Consider the following 16104-nt stretch of genomic DNA (forward strand, 5'->3'; position numbering starts at 1 on the left):
TCCCGACACCACCCATCGTGTCGCCGAACCCCTTGGCGAACGCCGTCACCGACGCGGTCAACCCCAACCCGGCCGCGATCCCGACCGAGATCGCCCCGATCATCAACGCCAGGAACGCATGCAACTTGGCATAGGTGATCAACAGCACGATCACCGCGATCCCACCCAACGCCGCCACGATCAACTGGGTGTTCGACCCCGTCGGCACCACCGGATCAGGCGCAGCCACCAACAACGGCACAGACATCGGGCCTCCGGAAATCGTCATCGGTCACGGTCGCGCGGTCGTCGCACGACCTCATCAGAGTGAGTCGATCGTGTCAGATACGGACGACGATTACAAGAGTGAGCCGTGAAAAAGCATATGAATAGATCCACGCGCGGGGTCTGATGATCCTCAACCGGGGTGGACCGGCATACTGATCACATGCTCGATGGCCCGGGGGAACCGAAACAGTTGCACGACTCGGTCGTTCAACGGTGGGGATGGGACATCGTGTCCGGGGCGCTGCCCCCGGGCAGTCGCATCGTGGCCGACGAAGCGGCCGAGCAGCTCGGCGTGTCCCGGACGGTCGTCCGGGAGGCCGTCCGGGTCCTCGAGTCGATGGGGCTGATCACCGTCCGCCGGCGGGTCGGCATCACCGTCCTGCCTCCCGACCGTTGGAATCCGTTCGACCCCAACATCATTCGCTGGCGACTGGCCAGCCGCGACCGGCTCGACCACCTGCAGTACCTGTCCGAGCTGCGGTCGGCGGTCGAACCGCTGGCCGCCCGGCTGGCCGCGACCCGGGCTACTCCGGCCCAGTGTGGGGCGCTGACCGCCGCGGTGATCGGGATGTCGGCGACGGCCAAGGCCGCCGACCACGCGGAGTACCTGGGCCACGACATCGACTTCCACCGCACCCTGCTGCTGGCCTCCGGCAATCCGATGCTGGCCGGCCTGGCCGAGGTGGTCGCCGAGGTGCTGGCCGGGCGCACCCGTCACGCGCTCATGCCGCACGTCGCCGAGCCCGAAGCGGTTCGCCTGCACGGCGTGGTCGCCTCGAGCATCCAGGCCGGCGACCCGGCCGGCGCCGAGGAGGCGATGCGGGCGATCGTGGTGGAGACGGCCACCGCGATCCGGGAGATCCATCAGGGGGGCGACGCCGCCCACGTCGCCCTGCCCGGCCCGCTGCCCTCCCTGCTCGCCCGCGGCTGAGGCGCTCGGAGCCCGGCGCCGATCCCGGCCGCCCCGCCCGCCTTCGGCATGATCAACGGCCGAAGGGGTGGCGCAGGGCGGGTCAGCCGTCGTCGGAGCCGCGGCCCGAGCCGGAACCTGACCCCGAACCCCCGCTGCCGCCCGAACCGGAGCCGCCCCGGCCGGACCCCGACCCGGAATCGTCGGATCCGGTACGGCCGCCGGACCCCGAACCGGTCCCCGAGCCCGATCCGCCGGAGTCGTCTCCCGTCGCGGTCGGTCCCGCAGACCCGCCGTCGTGGTCGTCCGTCGTCGCGGCCGCGCCACCCGGCGCGTCCGAAGAGGGCGCGCGGTCGGCGTCGGCCGGTGTCCCTGAACCATCGTCGGTGGTGTCCGGCCGGTCCCCGCCGTGGTCGTCGACCGCCGGCGTGGGGGAGCCGTCGCTGCTCGTCGACTCCACGGACGGGGTTGCACTGCTCGACGCAGCCGGCGAGAGCGACGACGTCGCCGCTCCAGCCGGGGACGGGTCGGCGGCGGGCGGGGTGAACCACAGCGGTGGCGGCGCCTCGGACGTACCCGCCGGTGACGAGGGGGCGGCCAGTGCGACGGTGCCGCCGAGCACGACCGCGGCGACGACGACACCGGCCGCGATCCCGCCGATCGCCCGCCACCGGCGGGTCGGCGGGGGCGGGGCGGCCGTCACCGCGAAGACGACCGGCCGGCCGCGCTCATCGAGTTCGTCCACCCGACCATGGTGACCGGCGACCGGGCCGGCGCACCATCGGACGCTGGTACTAGTACCCCCCCGGCCGGCCCGGACCCGCGGACGCGGACGGCCCGCGTCAGGACCGCCGGTTCCGTTCGACCCAGAGGGCGGCCTGCGTCCGGTCGGCGACCCCGATCCGCTGGTAGACGTTGGTCAGATGGGCCTTGACGGTCCGTTCGGTGATGCCCAGCCGGCGCGCGATCATCTTGTTGGCCAGGCCGTCGGCGACCATCTCGAGCACCTGTTCCTCGCGGGCGGTCAGCGGGCTCTCCCGCCGGGTGTCGACGTGGGCCCGGCGGCCGTCCAGCAACACCCGCGCGGCCTTCGGGTCCAGCGGTGACCCGCCGGTGCAGACCTCGCGGATCGCGGCCAGGATCGCCTCGGGCTCGCTGTGCTTGAGCAGGTAGCCGCGGGCCCCCGCCTCCAGGGCACCGTTGATCGACTGCTGGTCGCCCAGCGAGGTCAGCACGAGCACGTTGATCTCCGGTCGCGCGGCCAGGATCCGCGCGGTGGCGGCGACCCCGTCGATCCCGGGCATCGACAGGTCCATCAGGACGACGTCGGGTCCCAGGTCGGCGGCCAGGGCGATCGCCTCGGCGCCGTCGGCGGCGGTGCCGGCGACGTCCAGGTCGGCGGCCGTGCGGATCAGGTCGGCCAGCCCGCGGCGGACGATCGCGTGGTCGTCGACGACCAGCACCCGGATCACGCCGGCACCTGCACGTCGACCCGGGTGCCCTGACCGGGGGCCGACCGGACGACGAGCCGGCCACCGCTGTCCCGGACGAGGTCGCCGAGGGAGCGCAGCCCGACGTGCCCGGCGCGCTGCCGCTCGGGCAGCTCGGCCTCGTCGAAACCGCGACCGTCGTCGTCCACGACCAGGGTGGCCGACCCGGCCGCCCGCCGCACGGCCACGCTCACCTCGCGGGCGCGGCTGTGCGCCACCACGTTCCGCAGGATCTCCTGCGCCGCTCGGAACAGCACCGAGGAGGCCGGCAACGGCAGGCCGTCGGCCTCGTCGACATCCAGATCGACTCGCAGGCCGTCCCTTTCGAGCGCGCCGGCGAGTTCGACCAGTGCCGCGCCCAGTCCCTCGGTGGCCAGGTCGGGCGGGTAGATCTCGACCAGCAGCGACCGCATCTCGCCGGTCGTGCGCCGCAGCTGCGTCGCCGCCTCGGCCAGCAGCGCGCGGTCCCGCGCCGGGTCCGGGGTGCCGAGCCGGGCCGCATCCAGGGCGAAGGTCAGGCCGGCCAGATCCTGGACGACCCCGTCGTGCAGGTCGGCGGCGATCCGCCGGCGCTCGTCGTCGGAGGCGTCGATCGCCTGCCGGAGCAGCCGTTCGGCGTCCTGCTGCTGCCGCTGCACCCGCCGGGCCAGCGACCAGGCGAACGGGATCTGCACCAGTTCCAGCAGCAGCAGCGCGCCGAGCGCGGCCGGCGCGAACGTCTGCCATTGGGCCTGCCCGGCCTCGGCCACCGAGTCGTAGAGGAAGTAGGCCTCGAACAGCAACGGCCGGCCGTCCGGTCCGGCGATGCCCGTGTACACCTCCAGCAGGGCGCCGAAGCCGGCCTCGTACCGGTTCTCGGGCTTGGCCAGATCGCTGATCTCCGAGTTCGTGCCGCCCGTGGTCAGCGCCTGACGTTCCTCCTCGCCGAGGGGGAAAGTCTCACCGATCAACCGGCTCTCGTTGGAGTAGACGACGCGGCCGGTGGCGTCCCACAGCTTCACCCGGACCAGCGAACCCTGGACGACGTAGGCGTTCATCGCCGCGTTGAACTCCTCGAGGGCGGCCGGATCGCCGGCCAGCACCTCCGGGGTCAGCCGCGGTTCGACGATCCCCTTGGCGGTCAGCCAGGTGACCTGCCGGGCCGCCTGCTCGGCCTGGTCGGTGCCGGCCTGCCGGGACAGCACGGCCAGCAGGACGGCCAGGATCACCGAGACCAGCAGCCCGGCGCCGGCAAACCGGGCGAGCAGGCCGGCCATCGAGACGGGTCTGCGCGCGGGTGCCGCGGGCAGCGGAGCGATGGTCCGGGCCGCGGTCGACATGGTTCGGATCGTAGCCAGCGCCGGCGCCGGCGCGGATCGGACGACGGTGCTACGACCATCGGTCAATGGCGGGCCCGACCGCGCGCCGAGCATCGTCATCGGCATGTTCCGCTCCGACCTGGCGACCGTGCTCGCCGCCCCGGCCCGGGCCACCGCCGTGCCCCTGGCGCTGGCGGCCCTGGTGTCGGTGCTGCGCATCGGCCTGACGCTGGCCCAACCGTGGCCGCTGGCGATCGCGGTCGACACCGTGACGGCGGGCGCCGCCCCCGGACCGCTCGCCGGTACCGAGCCGCGGCTGGTCGTCGCCGGGTGCGGCCTGGTCCTGATCGCGGTCGGCCTGGGCGCCGGGTTGCTGGACATGGCCGGCGAGCGGCTGGCCGAGGGCGCGGCCGAGCGGTGCGGGGCGCTGCTGCGCCAGCGGATGTTCGACCACAGCCTGACCCGGTCGCTGCGCTGGCACGACGGTCAGCCCACCGGCGAACTCGTCTCCCGGCTCACCACCGACGTCGGCCGGGTGCTCGACGCGCTCGTCGCGCTGTGCGCCGGGGCCCTGGCCGACGGCCTGCTGCTGGCCGGCTCGCTGCTGCTGCTGATCTGGGTCGACCCGGGCCTGGCCGCGATCGGCCTGGCCGTGGTGCCGCTGCTGGCGGTGCTGTCGGTCCGGCAGCGGCGCCGGGTCCGGGCGGCGCACCAGCGGGCCCGCGCCGAGTCGGGCCGGCTGACCGCGGCCGCCACCGACCTGCTGCGCAACGTCCGCGCGGTGCAGGCATTCGGCCGGGCCGACCACGCGTCGGCCGCCTTCCGCCGCCGCAACGAATCGGTCGCCGCCGTCGAGACGGCCGCGGTCGGAGTGGAGAGTCGCTGGTTGCCGCTGTCCGACGCGGTGCTGGCCCTGGGGACGGGGCTGGTGCTGGTGGTCGGCGGTTGGCAGGTGCTCTCCGGGGCGCTGGGCGTCGGCGCCCTGCTCGTCGCCACCTCCTACCTGCGGCAGCTGTACACCCCGGTGCGCTCGCTGACCCGGCTGTCCGGGGTGCTGGCCAAGGCATCGGCCAGCGCGTCACGGGTCGCCGACGTCCTGCACTGCGACCTGGGCGTGCTCGACAGTCCGCATGCGACAACGGTTCCGGCCATCCGGCAGGTCGAACTGCTGGACGTCGGCTTCGGGTACGACCCGGGCCACCCGGTGCTGCGGCAGCTGAACCTGCAGCTCGCACCCGGCGAGCTGGTCTGCCTGGTCGGTCCGAGCGGCGCCGGCAAGAGCACGGTGCTCAACCTGCTGCTGCGGCTGTACGACCCGGATACCGGCCGGGTGCTCATCGACGGCCGGGACGCCCGGACCCTGCAACAGGGGGCGCTGCGCGACCGGATCGCGTTCGTCCCGCAGGATCCGTGGCTGCTGGACGCCACCGTCGCGGCCAACATCGCGTTCGGCTCGCGCACCGCGACCCGGGCCGAGGTGCTCGAGGCCGGCCGGATCGCGCACGTCGACGAGTTCGTCCACCGGCTGCCGCAGGGCTGGGACACCCGGCTCGGCGAGGGCGGTGTGCGGCTCTCGGGCGGCCAGCGGCGCCGGATCGCACTCGCCCGGGCGGCCGTGTCCGGGGCGTCGCTGCTGCTGCTCGACGAGCCGACGGCCGCCCTCGACCCGGCCGCCGCCGACGCGGTCCTCCGGGCCGTGGTCGCCAGCCGCCGGGGCCGCACCACCCTGATCGTCACCCATGACGAGCGGGTCACCCGGATCGCCGACCGCGTGGTCGACATCCGCGACCCGCGAACCGATCTCGCCCCGTCCGGGGACGAGTGTCCGACCCTGACCCTGGAACGGAGGTGAACGCAATGATCGTCACGAGCACCTGGACCGCCGGTGGCCCGAACCACCGGGGCCGCAGCCGGACCCGCACCCGCACCGGGACCCGCACCCGCACCCGCGGCTGACGGCGCCCCGCGCCCCGACCCGCACAGAGGAGGAGGTGAACGCAATGATCGTCACGAGCACCTGGACCGCCGGTGGCCCGAACCACCGGGGCCGCAGCCGGACCCGCACCCGCACCGGGACCCGCACCCGCACCCGCGGCTGACGGCGCCCCCGGACGGGGTCGCCGTACGCTGTCCGGCCGGCGGGCCACCCCCCGCCGGCCGGACAACCGATTTCCTTCGACACAGGAGAACGCCATGCACGACATCGCCGCGGACGAACGGGACGGGCAGCCGGTCTGGCGGGTGGCCGACGGGACCGACCTGGTCCCCGGGATCAGCGCGATCGAGCGGATCGCGGTCGGCACCAGCTGTGAGACCTGGCTGGGCTGGTCCCGGGCGCTGTGGTGCCCCACCCTGGTCAAGCTGGGGCGCCCCGGCCGGCCGCCCCGGTCGCTGACCCGCGAGGTCACCGCGCTGACCGGCACGGTGCACCCGGCCCTGCCCCGGCTGTTCGGCGCCGACCTGGCGGCCGGAATTCCCTGGATCGCAACGGAGTTCGTCGTCGGAACGGCGCTGGACGAGCTGCCGGCGATCGATGTCGGGCTCGCCGCCCTGGTCACCGTCGACCTGCTCGCCGCGGTGCGCGACCTGCATCGCCGCGGGCTCGCCCACCTGGACGTCAAGCCGGAGAACGTGCTGATCCGCGACGGCCGGCCGGTGCTGGTCGATTTCGGGTCGGCCCGGCCGCTGGGCCGCCGGCAGCCCGCGGGCCGGCCGGTGGGCACCCCCGGCTTCGCCAGCCCGGAACTGGAGGCCGGCGACCCCATCGCGGCGGAGATGGACGTCTTCGGTATCGGGGCCACCGTGCTGGCCGCGCTGGCCGCCGCCCCCTACGCCGAGACCACCTGCAGCGCAGTCGATGTGACCTCGGCCCGGCCGGACCTGGCCGCCGACGCGGGCGCCCGCGCGCTGGTGGACCGGCTGGCGGCGATGACGGGACCGGCGGGCGCGCGACCCTTCGTCGACGCCGCGCTGCTCGCCGTGGCCGACTTGTTCGACCCCTCCTGCCGCCCCTGGCCGGCCGGCCTGACGCCGGCCTGAGAGCGCGGGTCAGACCACGGTCGTGAGGCCGCCGTCGACGAAAAGCACCTGCCCGTTGACGAAGTCCGACGCCGCCGAGGCCAGGAACACCGCCGGACCGACCAGGTCCGCGGGCGTCCCCCACCGGGCGGCCGGGGTGCGCCCGACGATCCAGCCGTTGAAGGACGCGTCGTCCACCAGGGGCTGGGTCATCTCGGTGTGGATGTAGCCCGGGGCCAGGCCGTTGATCTGGAGGCCGCCGCCCGCCCACTCGGCCGTCATCGCCCGGGTCAGGTTGCGCAGGCCGCCCTTGGCCGCGGTGTAGGCGCCGATGGACGGGCGGGCCAGTTCCGTCTGCACCGAGCAGATGTTGACGATCTTGCCGTGGCCGCGGGCGAGCTGGGCCCGGGCCACCTCCCGCCCGACCACGAAGGCGCTCGTCAGATCGGTGGCCAGGACCCGGTTCCAGTCGGCCAGGTCCAGCTCGAGCAGGGGCCGGCGGTGCTGCAGGCCGGCGTTGTTGACCAGGATCTCGATCGGCCCGACCCCGGCCTCGACGTCGGCGACCGCGGCGGCGACCTGGTCGGGCGCGGTGACGTCGAACGCCCGGCCGGCGACCGCGGCCGGGCCGAACTCGGCCGCCAGCTCGTCCCGGGTCGCCGCGAGCCGGTCCGGGTTCATGCCGTTGAGCACCACCCGGGCGCCGGCCCGGAGCAGGCCGGCGGCGATGGCCAGCCCGATGCCCCGGCTGGAACCGGTGACCAGGGCGAGCCGGCCGGTCAGGTCGAACGGCGTCATCGGGCACCGCCCCGGGCCACGACGGGGTTGGTCAGGGGGTCGCCGCCATCCAGCGAGACCTCGGCGACGTCACCGGGTTCGACCGCGGCGAAGGTGCCGGGGGCTCCGGTCAGCACGACGTCGCCCGGGCCCAGGGTCAGGTAACGGGTCAGGTACACCAGCTGCTCGGTGACCGACCAGGCCAGCCCGTCGGTGTTGCCGGTGGCCACCACTTCGCCGTTGACCCGCACCGTGAGACCGACCCCGTCCGGCGGGGGCCCGGTCTCGATCCACGGGCCGAGCGGGGTGAACCCGTCGCCGTGCTTGGACTGGGTCATCTTCTCGTCCAGCGCGATCTGGTCCACCGCGGTCACATCGTTGCCGGTGGTGTACCCGAGGATCGCGGACGCCACCTCGCCGGCGGTCAGGTGCCGGCACGGCCGCCGGATCACCACCGCCAGTTCGCATTCCACGTTGACCCGGCCGAGCTCGTCGTCCATGACGATGGTCTCGCCGGGCCCGACGACGGTGCGCGGCGACTTGAGAAACGCCTGGCGGGGCCGATCGCGGTCGCCGGGGGCGCCGTTGTGGGCCATGCCCAGCACGACCTGCGGGCGGACCGGGGCCAGCAGCCGCGCGCCGCTGCGCGGGTGCCGGACCCCGGTGGGCACCGGGATCGGGGCGAACGGATCGTCGATCTCGACCCAGTCGTTCCCGTCGGCCAGGACGGGCCGGGGACCGCGGGTGGTGGCGAGGCGGGCCAGACGCATGGCGTCAGACCGAGACCGCGCGGGCGGTGACCGGGGCCGGTCGCTGCGCCACCTGCTCCGGCGAGTCGGTGAGCGCGTCGCCGAGCAGGGTCAGGTCGCGGGACCGGGTCTCGGGGGTGACGAACGTGGTGAACAGGGTGATCGCCGTCAGCACGATGACGTAGACCGCCAGCGGCACCCAGGAGTTGCTGAACCAGCCCAGCAGCAGCGCGCCGACGAAGGGGGCGATACCGCCCGCGATGATCGCGGAGAACTCGCGGGCAACGGCCACCCCGATGTAGCGGTGCCGGGAGCCGAACAGCTCGGGCAGCGCGGCGCACTGCGCGCCCAGCATGATGTTGACGCCGACGCCGTAGGAGATCGCGATGACGGCCACCGTGACGGCGGCGTTGCCGGTGGAGAGCAGGGGCCAGGCCGCCAGCGCCAGCAGCAACTGGACGACGGCGCCGATGCGGTAGATCCGCATCCGCCCGTACCGGTCGGACAGGGCCCCGGCGACCGGGATGGTGACCAGGCCGAGGATGGCGCCGATGGCCACCGCCAGCGGGCCGACCGAGGTCTGCACGCCGAGCTTGCTCACGTAGGTGATGGCCAGCGTCTGGTAGATGTACGAGCCACCGTTCTCGGCCATCCGCAGGCCGATGCCGCGCAGGATGCTCGGCGTCGACGAGCGGAATACCTCGCCCAGCGGGTGCTCGGAGACCTGCTCCTGCTTCTCCAGCTTCACGAACGTGGGGCTCTCCGCCATCCGCATCCGGATGAACACCGCGACCAGGATCAGGAAGATGGACGCCAGGAAGGGGATGCGCCAGACCCAGCCGAGCAGGGCCTCGGTCGGCACCTGGCCCAGGCCCACGAAGACCGCGGAGGCCAGCAGCGTGCCCAGCATGATGCCGACGAAGGGCAGGGCCGAGTAGTAGCCGCGACGGCGGGTGGGGGAGTACTCGGCCATCAGCGTGGTCGCGCCGGCCTGCTCGGCGCCAGCCCCGAAGCCCTGGCAGACCCGCAGCAGGATCAGCAGGATCGGCGCCCAGACGCCGATCGCGTCGGCCGTCGGCAGCACCCCGATCAGCGTGGACGCGCCGCCCATCAGGGCGATCGTGATCATCAGGACCCACTTGCGGCCGAGCCGGTCGCCCAGCGTGCCGAAGAACAGGCCGCCGATCGGCCGGGCCAGGAAGCCGATGGCCAGGGTGGCCAGGGAGGCCACCGTGCCGGCCGCGTCGCCCAGGCCGGGGAAGAAGATCTTGCCGAAGATCAGGGCCGAGGCCAGGGAGTACAGCGCGAAGTCGTAGTACTCCAGCGCGCTGCCGACCGACGCGGCCAGCGTGGCCCGCTTGAGGTTGGCGGCGTACTCGGGGTCGTCACTGCCGCGGACCCGGGAATCCGAGGCGGTGGGGTGGTCGGCCATGAGGTGGCTCCTGACGGGGACGGGCTCCGGCTCCAGTGCACTCGCCACGATGGCCCCAGGCCCGGCGGTCCGCACTGACTGCGAAGGAATCGTATGCGAGGACTTCCTCGCTGGATGTATTCATACTATGAAACTGGAGGGAGAACAGTTCAATACTCTGATCGGGTGAGCGCGTGTGACCCTGCGTCGCCGTGACGACAACGTTGGACATCTCAGTTCGCAGGACTCTGTTCAGAGTGCTGAACAAGTACTACGATTTGGCCTGGCCCACTCAGGCCCTTCAGGAGAGGACATCCGATGACGGAACCCGAGAATGCCGGTCGGCGCCGGCTGCGTGTGGTCGCGGCGACCCCGATCAGCGAGGACCTGATCGCCGAGATCGTCGCCGCCGAGCCCCGCATCGACTTCGTGCGGGACCAGAGCCTGCTCAAGCCGCAGCGGTTCCCGGGCGACCACAGTGGCGATCCCGACTTCCGGCGAACGCCCGCCCAGCAGGCCGCGTTCGAGGCCCTGGTCGACTCGGCCGAGGTGCTGTACGGCGTGCCCGACGAGACGCCGGCCGAGCTGGCCCGCACGGCCGCCGCCAATCCGGGGCTGCGCTGGGTGCACACCATGCCCGCCGGCGGCGGCGCCCAGGTCAAGGCGGCCGGACTGCCCGGTGCGGCGCTGGCCCGGATCGCGTTCAGCACCTCCGCCGGCGTGCACGCCGAGCCGCTCGCCGAGTACGCCGTCTTCGGCCTGCTCGCCGGGGCCAAGACGCTGCCCCGCCTGCTGCGGCAGCAACAGGAGCGGCAGTGGTCGGGCCGGTGGGAGATGGGTCTGCTGTCCCAGCAGACGATCCTGCTGGTGGGGCTGGGCAGTATCGGCCGGGCCACCGCGGCCAAGCTGCAGGCGTTGGGCGCCACCGTCATCGGCACCAGCCGGCATCCCGACCCGGTCGCCGGCGTCGATCGCGTCATCCACCCGGACGCGCTGGTCGACGAGGTCGGCGGCGTCGACGGCATCGTGGTCAGCCTGCCCGGCACCGCGGCCACCGAGGGGCTGGTCAGCCGCGAGGTGTTCGCCAAGGTCAAGCCGGGGGTCACGGTGGTCAGCGTGGGCCGCGGGACCGTCATCGACCAGGACGCGATGATCGAGGCGCTGACCGACGGGCGGATCGGCTTCGCCGCGCTGGACGTGTTCGCCGTCGAACCGCTGCCCGCCGACAGCCCGCTGTGGGACGACCCCCGAGTGCTCGTCAGCCCGCACACCGCGGCGTTGAACTCGGCCGAGGACCGGCTCATCGCGCGCCTGTTCGCCCGCAACGCGACCCGGTTCCTCGACGGCGGGGAGCTGATCAACCGGGTCGACACCGTCGAGTTCTACTGATGCGCCGTGGCGCCGGCGGTCCGCCGAGCTTCTGCCGGGCGCAGGACCGCGGATGGTTCGTGGGGTGGCTCGGTCGCGGCGGCGGCGGGCGGAGTGTGCGCCGGGCGGAAGCCGGCCGACGGTCCGTGCGCCCGGATCGGCGAACGGACCCGCCCGGTGCTCCACCACGGCGGGCGGGGAGGATCCTCCGATGACCGAACCGGACCGGGCCGGCGGGGCGCCTGCCGTCACCCGGTCGATCCGCATCCTCGATCTGCTCGCCGAGCAGCCGGGGCAGACGCTGACGCTGTCCGAGATCGCCCGCACCCTGGGGCTGGCCAAGTCGTCGGTGTCCAACCTGTGCGCGGCTTTGGAGGAGGGCGGGCTGGTCCGCCGGACCGCCGCCGGGTACCTGCTCGGCCGGCGCACGGTCGAGCTGGGCAGCGCCTACCTGTCCGGCTTCGACCAGATCCGCGAGTTCTACCGGGTGTGCGAGGAATCCGCGGTCCTGCGGCGGCAGCTGGTGCAGATCGCCATGCTGGACGGGGCCCGCGTGCTCTATCTGGCGGTGCACGAGGGGCGCGAACGCTTCCCGCTGTCGGCGAGCGTGGGTGACCGCTACCCGGCGTCGGCCACGGCGGTGGGCACGGCGCTGCTGTCCGAGCTCACCCCCGAACGGGTGGCCGCGCTCTACTGGGACCCGCGCGAGTTCGCCTGCTTCACCGAACGCTCGACGGCCACGATCGCCCAGCTGCAGGCCAAGCTGGCGGCCACGCGCGAGCGCGGTTACGCGCTCGACGAGGGCGAGGTGCACCCGACCGTGCTCGGCATCGCCGTGCTCGTGCCGGGAAGCCCGTCGTTCGGGCTGGGGGTGTCGATCGTGCATCCCACCGGGGCCGCCACCGAGCGGGAATCGGTGCTCGCGGCCCTGCGGGAGGCGGCGGCCCGGTTGACCCGCCCGCGGCTGCTGTCGGCCTGACCGCCGTCGGCCGTCGGCCGTCGGCCGCCGCCGCCCGCCGCCGGACGCCCGCCGGCCACCCACCGCCGGTGGGCCCACCACCGGCCACCCACCGCCGGCCATCGGCCCGCCGACGGCTCGCGCGGGCCGCCGTCAGGCGAACGTGGCCGGGTGCCGCCCCAGCGGTCCCGCCGGGACCGACCAGCGGGGCGTGACGCCGGCGATCGTGCCGGGCACCCGGACCCGCCGGGCCGGCCCCCACACGGTGGGCATGGTCTCGAACACCGAATCCGGCCACTCGATCGTGCCGACCTCGCCACCGGGCCCGGCGCCCAACTGCGCGGGTCGCTCCCGCGCGATCAGCGCGCCGGCCGTGGCGACCAGCGATGTGCGGATGTCGGCGGGGTGCCCGGTGCGCAGCTGCTCGGCCAGGGCCCGGCCGATCCAGCCGGCCAGCAGGTGCCCGGTGGCGTGGTCCAGGGCCTGGACCGGCAGCGGTGACGGCGGCGAATGGTCGTCGACATAGGCGATGCCGCAACTCATCTGCACCAGGCTGTCGAACCCGCGACGGCCGGTCCACGGCCCCGCCCAGCCGTACGCGTTGAGCCGGGCGATGACCAGCCCCGGGTTGATCGCGCGCAGGGCCGCCGCCGGCAACCCGAGCCGCTCCAGCGCGCCCGCCCGCAACCCACACACCAGCACGTGGGCCTGGCGGACCAGATCCAGGAACCGGGCCCGCTCGGTGGTCAGGTCCAGGAACGCGCAGCGCTTGCCCGGGGTGACCTCGGGCAGCAGCGCGGGCACCTCGGGAAAGTGCGGCGGATCGATCCGGAGCACGTCGGCCCCGTAGGCGGCCAGGTACCGGGTGGCGACCGGTCCGGCGATCACCCGGGTCAGGTCGAGCACGCGCACCCCGGCGTACGGCGAGGCCGCGGGCGGCAGGGTCAGCCGGGCCACCGGGGCCAGATCGACCGCGGTCGCCTCCGGGGCGACGGCCGCCTTCCAGGCGGCGTACGGGTGCAGGGCGGCGGCGGGCCCGCCGGCGGCGACCACCGCCGACTCCACGTCGTCGGCCAGGCGGCCGGCGACGGCCGCGGCCACCACCTCGCGGGACCAGCCGTCGGTCGGCAGGTCGAGGCCGGCCAGCACGGCGGCCCGGTGGTGCGGGTAGTTGGTGTGCAGCCGGACCCACCCGTCGGCCGCCCGGTAGTCGCCGGCCAGGGGATCCCAGATGGGCGGCAGCGACCAGCCGATCGGGCTGAGCAACCGTTCGCCGGCGAACGCCGCGGCCGCGGCGACCCGGTCGACGGTGACGGCCCGCGGGGGTTCCTCGTTCCGCACGGAGAGCAGCTCGGCCGCCCCGGACGCGGCCCAGGCCACCGCGTCGGCGGCGAGCCCGGTGACGTCGTACCGCGACGCGAGCACCGTCTCCGGGCCGGTCATGATCACGCCGGGAACCGTCACCGGCGCCACCGCGACCGCAGCACCCCGGCCAGCCACACGACGACCGCGACGACGGCGAACACGGCCAGCATGATGCCCACCCACGTCCAGAACCGGCCGCCGGCCTCGGGGTCGAGGAACGGGTAGAGGGGACGGCCCGTGCGGTCGCGGACGGTCACGTAGACGCCCAGGTAACCGATCGGCAGGGCCAGCCAGCTCGCCGGCACCCACCAGGCCTGCCGCCGCCCGGGCAGGCCCGGTCCGGTGATGACCCAGTCCAGCACGGCCAGGGCCGGCACCACCGCATGCTCGAGCAGGCTGGACGTGCGGGACAGGTCACCGGAGAGCAAGGTCTGGTAGATCACCGCGGTGACGATCGCGTAGGTCGTCGACGCACCCCGGCCCCAGGCGACGACCGCCGCCCACCGGGCCGACCCCCGGTCCAGGCCCGCCGCGAGCACGAGCACCGACAGCGTGGCGGCCAGCGCAACCGTCAGCGTGGTGACCTGGGAGAAGTACTTGAGCTGGGCGAGGTCGCCGTCCAGGGCGGCCAGCAGGCCCCACCACGCCAGCCCGGCGAGCACCGACCGAGACACCAGAGTGGCGGCGCGCACCGGCGATGGGCCGGGGCCGGGCGACGGCTCCTCGGCCGCCGCGGTGCGGTGCGATGCGGTCTCCATGGTCCCTCTCGGCAGCGGACGGATCCTCCCATGATCGGCGCCGGTCCGGCGGACCGCCACCAGGCCGCGTTCGGCGGTGTGACCTGCGACAATCCTGGCGTGCTCACCGTGTCGGTGCTCGGGCAGCTCGAGGTGCGCAGCGCCGACGAGGTCATCCGGGTGCCGGCCGGCAAGGCCAGCGAGCTGCTCATCCGCCTCGCCGTGGCGGCGGGCACGGTCGTGGCGGCGGACCGGCTGCTGGCCGACCTGTGGTCCATGACTCCGGCGCCGTCGCGGAACACTTTGCAGGTCAAGGTCTCTCAACTGCGACGAGCCCTGCGGAGCCGGGACCTGGTGGTCGAGACGGGTGGTGGCTACTCGCTGCGGATCGATCCGGCGCAGATCGACGCGCTGGACGTCGGCCGGCTGGCCGCGGCGGCCCGCGCCCACCTGGCCGCCGGGGACGCGCAGGCATCCGTCGACGACTGCGATCGGGCCCTGGCCCTGTTCCGCGGTCCGATCCTGGCCACGGCCGGGGATGCCCCCTGGGCGGAGCCGGTGCGAGCCCGCCTCGAGCAGACCCGCCTCGGGCTGATCGAGGACCGGGCGGCCGGCCGCCTGCATCTTGGATCGTCCGGCGAACTGGTCGGTGAGCTGGGCGAGCTCGTCGAGGCATACCCGTTACGGGAGCGCTTCTGGGCGATGTTGATGACGGCGCTGTACCGGGACGGCCGGCAGGCCGACGCGTTGGCGGCGTACCGCCGGATCAAGGGCCGGCTCGCCGACGAGCTTGGCATCGATCCCGGCCCGGAGCTGCAGGAACTGGAGCGCCGCCTGCTGGCCGCGGATCCGGCGCTGGCCGGCCCGGCCCCGGTGACCCACCGGCTGGCGACGCCGCCTCAGGACCGGCCGCCGGACCCGACCCGGAGCGACCCACCGAACCGGGCGGGCAACCTTCCGGCTATGGTCGCCGACCTGCTCGGCCGCGACGCCGAACTCGCCGAGCTGGCCGCCTTCGGGTCGCGGCATCGGTTGGTGACCCTGGTTGGCCCGGCCGGGGTCGGCAAGACCAGCCTGGCGATCGAGGCGGCCCGGCGGTACCCGGCGCCCGGCGGGTGCTGGCTGATCCGCCTCGAACACGCCGCCGACCCGGCGACCGTACTGACTGCGGTGGGTACGGCCCTGTCGATGGTTGCCCCGTCGTGGGAGTCGGTTGCCGAGCGGTTCCGCGGTATCGACGCGCTGATCGTGCTGGACAACTGCGAGCACGTCGTGGACGCGGCCTCCGACCTGGTGGAACGGTTACTGGCCGCGGCGGCCGGCCTCCGGGTGCTGGCCACCAGCCAGGTGCCGCTCGACCTGCCCGGCGAGATCCTGCTGGCCGTGGAGCCGCTGTCCACCGAGGACGCGGTCGCCCTGTTCGTCAGCCGGTCCGCGCGGCGGCGGCGGTCGTCCGGACCGGACCCGAGTGAGGTCGCGGCCGCGCGCGACCTGTGCCTGGCCCTGGACCGGATCCCGCTGGCCATCGAGCTGGCGGCCGCGCGGACGAAGGTGCTGTCGGTCCAGGAGATCGCGCATCGGCTCGACGACCGGTTCGCGCTGCTCAGCGACCCGTCGGGGCGCCGCCCCGATCGGCATCGCGGGCTGGCCGCGGCCATCTCGTGGAGCTACGACCTGCTCTTCCCGGACGACCAGCGGGTCCTCCTGGTCATCGCCGGGTTCACCGGCGGGGCCTCGCTCGCCGCGGTGGTCGCCG

General features: G+C 74.2%; 14 protein-coding genes and 1 pseudogene. 6 read left to right on the plus strand and 9 right to left on the minus strand.

The features are described from left to right. Positions 1-208: pseudogene (locus ACOJUF_RS11180) on the minus strand (gluconate transporter); the annotation flags it as partial. Positions 209-427: 219 nt separating this feature from the next. Between ACOJUF_RS11180 and ACOJUF_RS11185 the strand changes: the two are divergent. After that, positions 428-1198 (plus strand): FadR/GntR family transcriptional regulator, encoded by a 771-nt coding sequence (locus ACOJUF_RS11185; protein WP_420121925.1) that lies wholly within the window; start codon positions 428-430, stop codon positions 1196-1198. Between the two features lie 82 nt (positions 1199-1280). On the opposite strand, the gene ACOJUF_RS11190 is transcribed toward ACOJUF_RS11185, so the two are convergent. The 3 genes from ACOJUF_RS11190 to ACOJUF_RS11200 all read right to left on the minus strand — a co-directional run bounded on the left by ACOJUF_RS11190 (position 1281) and on the right by ACOJUF_RS11200 (position 3986). Beyond that, positions 1281-1922: a hypothetical protein gene (locus ACOJUF_RS11190; RefSeq protein ID WP_420121926.1), complete on the minus strand. Its 642-nt coding sequence runs from the start codon at positions 1920-1922 to the stop codon at positions 1281-1283. A gap of 97 nt (positions 1923-2019) precedes the next feature. Further along, complete coding sequence (locus ACOJUF_RS11195) at positions 2020-2649, minus strand: response regulator (RefSeq protein ID WP_420121927.1); 630 nt, start codon at positions 2647-2649, stop codon at positions 2020-2022. Continuing rightward, positions 2646-3986: a sensor histidine kinase gene (locus tag ACOJUF_RS11200; protein WP_420121928.1), complete on the minus strand. Its 1341-nt coding sequence runs from the start codon at positions 3984-3986 to the stop codon at positions 2646-2648. The genes ACOJUF_RS11195 and ACOJUF_RS11200 overlap by 4 nt, the downstream gene beginning before the upstream one ends. Positions 3987-4089: 103 nt before the next feature. Here ACOJUF_RS11200 and ACOJUF_RS11205 point away from each other — a divergent pair, with 103 nt between their 5' ends. Beyond that, positions 4090-5817, plus strand: coding sequence for an ABC transporter ATP-binding protein (locus ACOJUF_RS11205; protein WP_420121929.1), 1728 nt, complete (start codon positions 4090-4092; stop codon positions 5815-5817). A gap of 341 nt (positions 5818-6158) precedes the next feature. Beyond that, entirely contained in the window at positions 6159-7004 is an 846-nt protein-coding gene (locus tag ACOJUF_RS11210) for a protein kinase domain-containing protein (RefSeq protein WP_420121930.1), read from the plus strand. Positions 7005-7013: 9 nt separating this feature from the next. Here the strand turns inward: ACOJUF_RS11210 and ACOJUF_RS11215 are convergent, their stop codons facing one another. The 3 genes from ACOJUF_RS11215 to ACOJUF_RS11225 are packed head-to-tail and all read right to left on the minus strand — an operon-like array spanning position 7014 to position 9941. Then, positions 7014-7781: an SDR family oxidoreductase gene (locus tag ACOJUF_RS11215; RefSeq protein WP_420121931.1), complete on the minus strand. Its 768-nt coding sequence runs from the start codon at positions 7779-7781 to the stop codon at positions 7014-7016. Continuing rightward, a complete protein-coding gene (locus ACOJUF_RS11220) occupies positions 7778-8530 on the minus strand; it encodes a fumarylacetoacetate hydrolase family protein (protein ID WP_420121932.1) in 753 nt (250 codons plus the stop codon). Before ACOJUF_RS11220 ends, ACOJUF_RS11215 begins: the two co-directional genes overlap by 4 nt. 4 nt (positions 8531-8534) lie before the next feature. Continuing rightward, the gene (locus ACOJUF_RS11225) at positions 8535-9941 is read right to left on the minus strand and encodes an MFS transporter (protein WP_420121933.1); all 1407 of its coding nucleotides are present in this window, start codon (positions 9939-9941) and stop codon (positions 8535-8537) included. A 297-nt stretch (positions 9942-10238) separates the two neighbouring features. Here ACOJUF_RS11225 and ACOJUF_RS11230 point away from each other — a divergent pair, with 297 nt between their 5' ends. Together ACOJUF_RS11230 and ACOJUF_RS11235 are read left to right on the plus strand one after the other, a co-directional pair. Beyond that, complete coding sequence (locus ACOJUF_RS11230) at positions 10239-11309, plus strand: D-2-hydroxyacid dehydrogenase (protein ID WP_420121934.1); 1071 nt, start codon at positions 10239-10241, stop codon at positions 11307-11309. 190 nt (positions 11310-11499) lie between these two features. Beyond that, positions 11500-12267, plus strand: a complete 768-nt coding sequence (locus ACOJUF_RS11235; protein ID WP_420121935.1) for an IclR family transcriptional regulator — start codon at positions 11500-11502, stop codon at positions 12265-12267. A 132-nt stretch (positions 12268-12399) separates the two neighbouring features. Here the strand turns inward: ACOJUF_RS11235 and ACOJUF_RS11240 are convergent, their stop codons facing one another. Together ACOJUF_RS11240 and ACOJUF_RS11245 are read right to left on the minus strand one after the other, a co-directional pair. After that, a complete protein-coding gene (locus ACOJUF_RS11240; RefSeq protein WP_420121936.1) occupies positions 12400-13710 on the minus strand; it encodes a CoA transferase in 1311 nt (436 codons plus the stop codon). Next, complete coding sequence (locus tag ACOJUF_RS11245; protein WP_420121937.1) at positions 13707-14369, minus strand: Pr6Pr family membrane protein; 663 nt, start codon at positions 14367-14369, stop codon at positions 13707-13709. The genes ACOJUF_RS11240 and ACOJUF_RS11245 overlap by 4 nt, the downstream gene beginning before the upstream one ends. Positions 14370-14468: 99 nt before the next feature. Here ACOJUF_RS11245 and ACOJUF_RS11250 point away from each other — a divergent pair. Then, the coding region (locus tag ACOJUF_RS11250; protein ID WP_420121938.1) for an AfsR/SARP family transcriptional regulator at positions 14469-16104 on the plus strand (1636 nt) is incomplete at its 3' end.

Source organism: Nakamurella sp., assembly GCF_048594475.1.
Classification (GTDB): Bacteria; Actinomycetota; Actinomycetes; order Mycobacteriales; family Nakamurellaceae; genus Nakamurella.

What these genes read in the sequence shown, in the direction of transcription:
- ACOJUF_RS11185 (WP_420121925.1), top strand. Translation starts at nt 428, where the DNA reads ATGCTCGATGGCCCGGGGGAACCGAAACAGTTGCACGACTCGGTCGTT.
- ACOJUF_RS11200 (WP_420121928.1), bottom strand. Translation starts at nt 3,986, where the DNA reads ATGTCGACCGCGGCCCGGACCATCGCTCCGCTGCCCGCGGCACCCGCG.
- ACOJUF_RS11205 (WP_420121929.1), top strand. Translation starts at nt 4,090, where the DNA reads ATGTTCCGCTCCGACCTGGCGACCGTGCTCGCCGCCCCGGCCCGGGCC.
- ACOJUF_RS11210 (WP_420121930.1), top strand. Translation starts at nt 6,159, where the DNA reads ATGCACGACATCGCCGCGGACGAACGGGACGGGCAGCCGGTCTGGCGG.
- ACOJUF_RS11215 (WP_420121931.1), bottom strand. Translation starts at nt 7,781, where the DNA reads ATGACGCCGTTCGACCTGACCGGCCGGCTCGCCCTGGTCACCGGTTCC.
- ACOJUF_RS11220 (WP_420121932.1), bottom strand. Translation starts at nt 8,530, where the DNA reads ATGCGTCTGGCCCGCCTCGCCACCACCCGCGGTCCCCGGCCCGTCCTG.
- ACOJUF_RS11225 (WP_420121933.1), bottom strand. Translation starts at nt 9,941, where the DNA reads ATGGCCGACCACCCCACCGCCTCGGATTCCCGGGTCCGCGGCAGTGAC.
- ACOJUF_RS11230 (WP_420121934.1), top strand. Translation starts at nt 10,239, where the DNA reads ATGACGGAACCCGAGAATGCCGGTCGGCGCCGGCTGCGTGTGGTCGCG.
- ACOJUF_RS11235 (WP_420121935.1), top strand. Translation starts at nt 11,500, where the DNA reads ATGACCGAACCGGACCGGGCCGGCGGGGCGCCTGCCGTCACCCGGTCG.
- ACOJUF_RS11245 (WP_420121937.1), bottom strand. Translation starts at nt 14,369, where the DNA reads ATGGAGACCGCATCGCACCGCACCGCGGCGGCCGAGGAGCCGTCGCCC.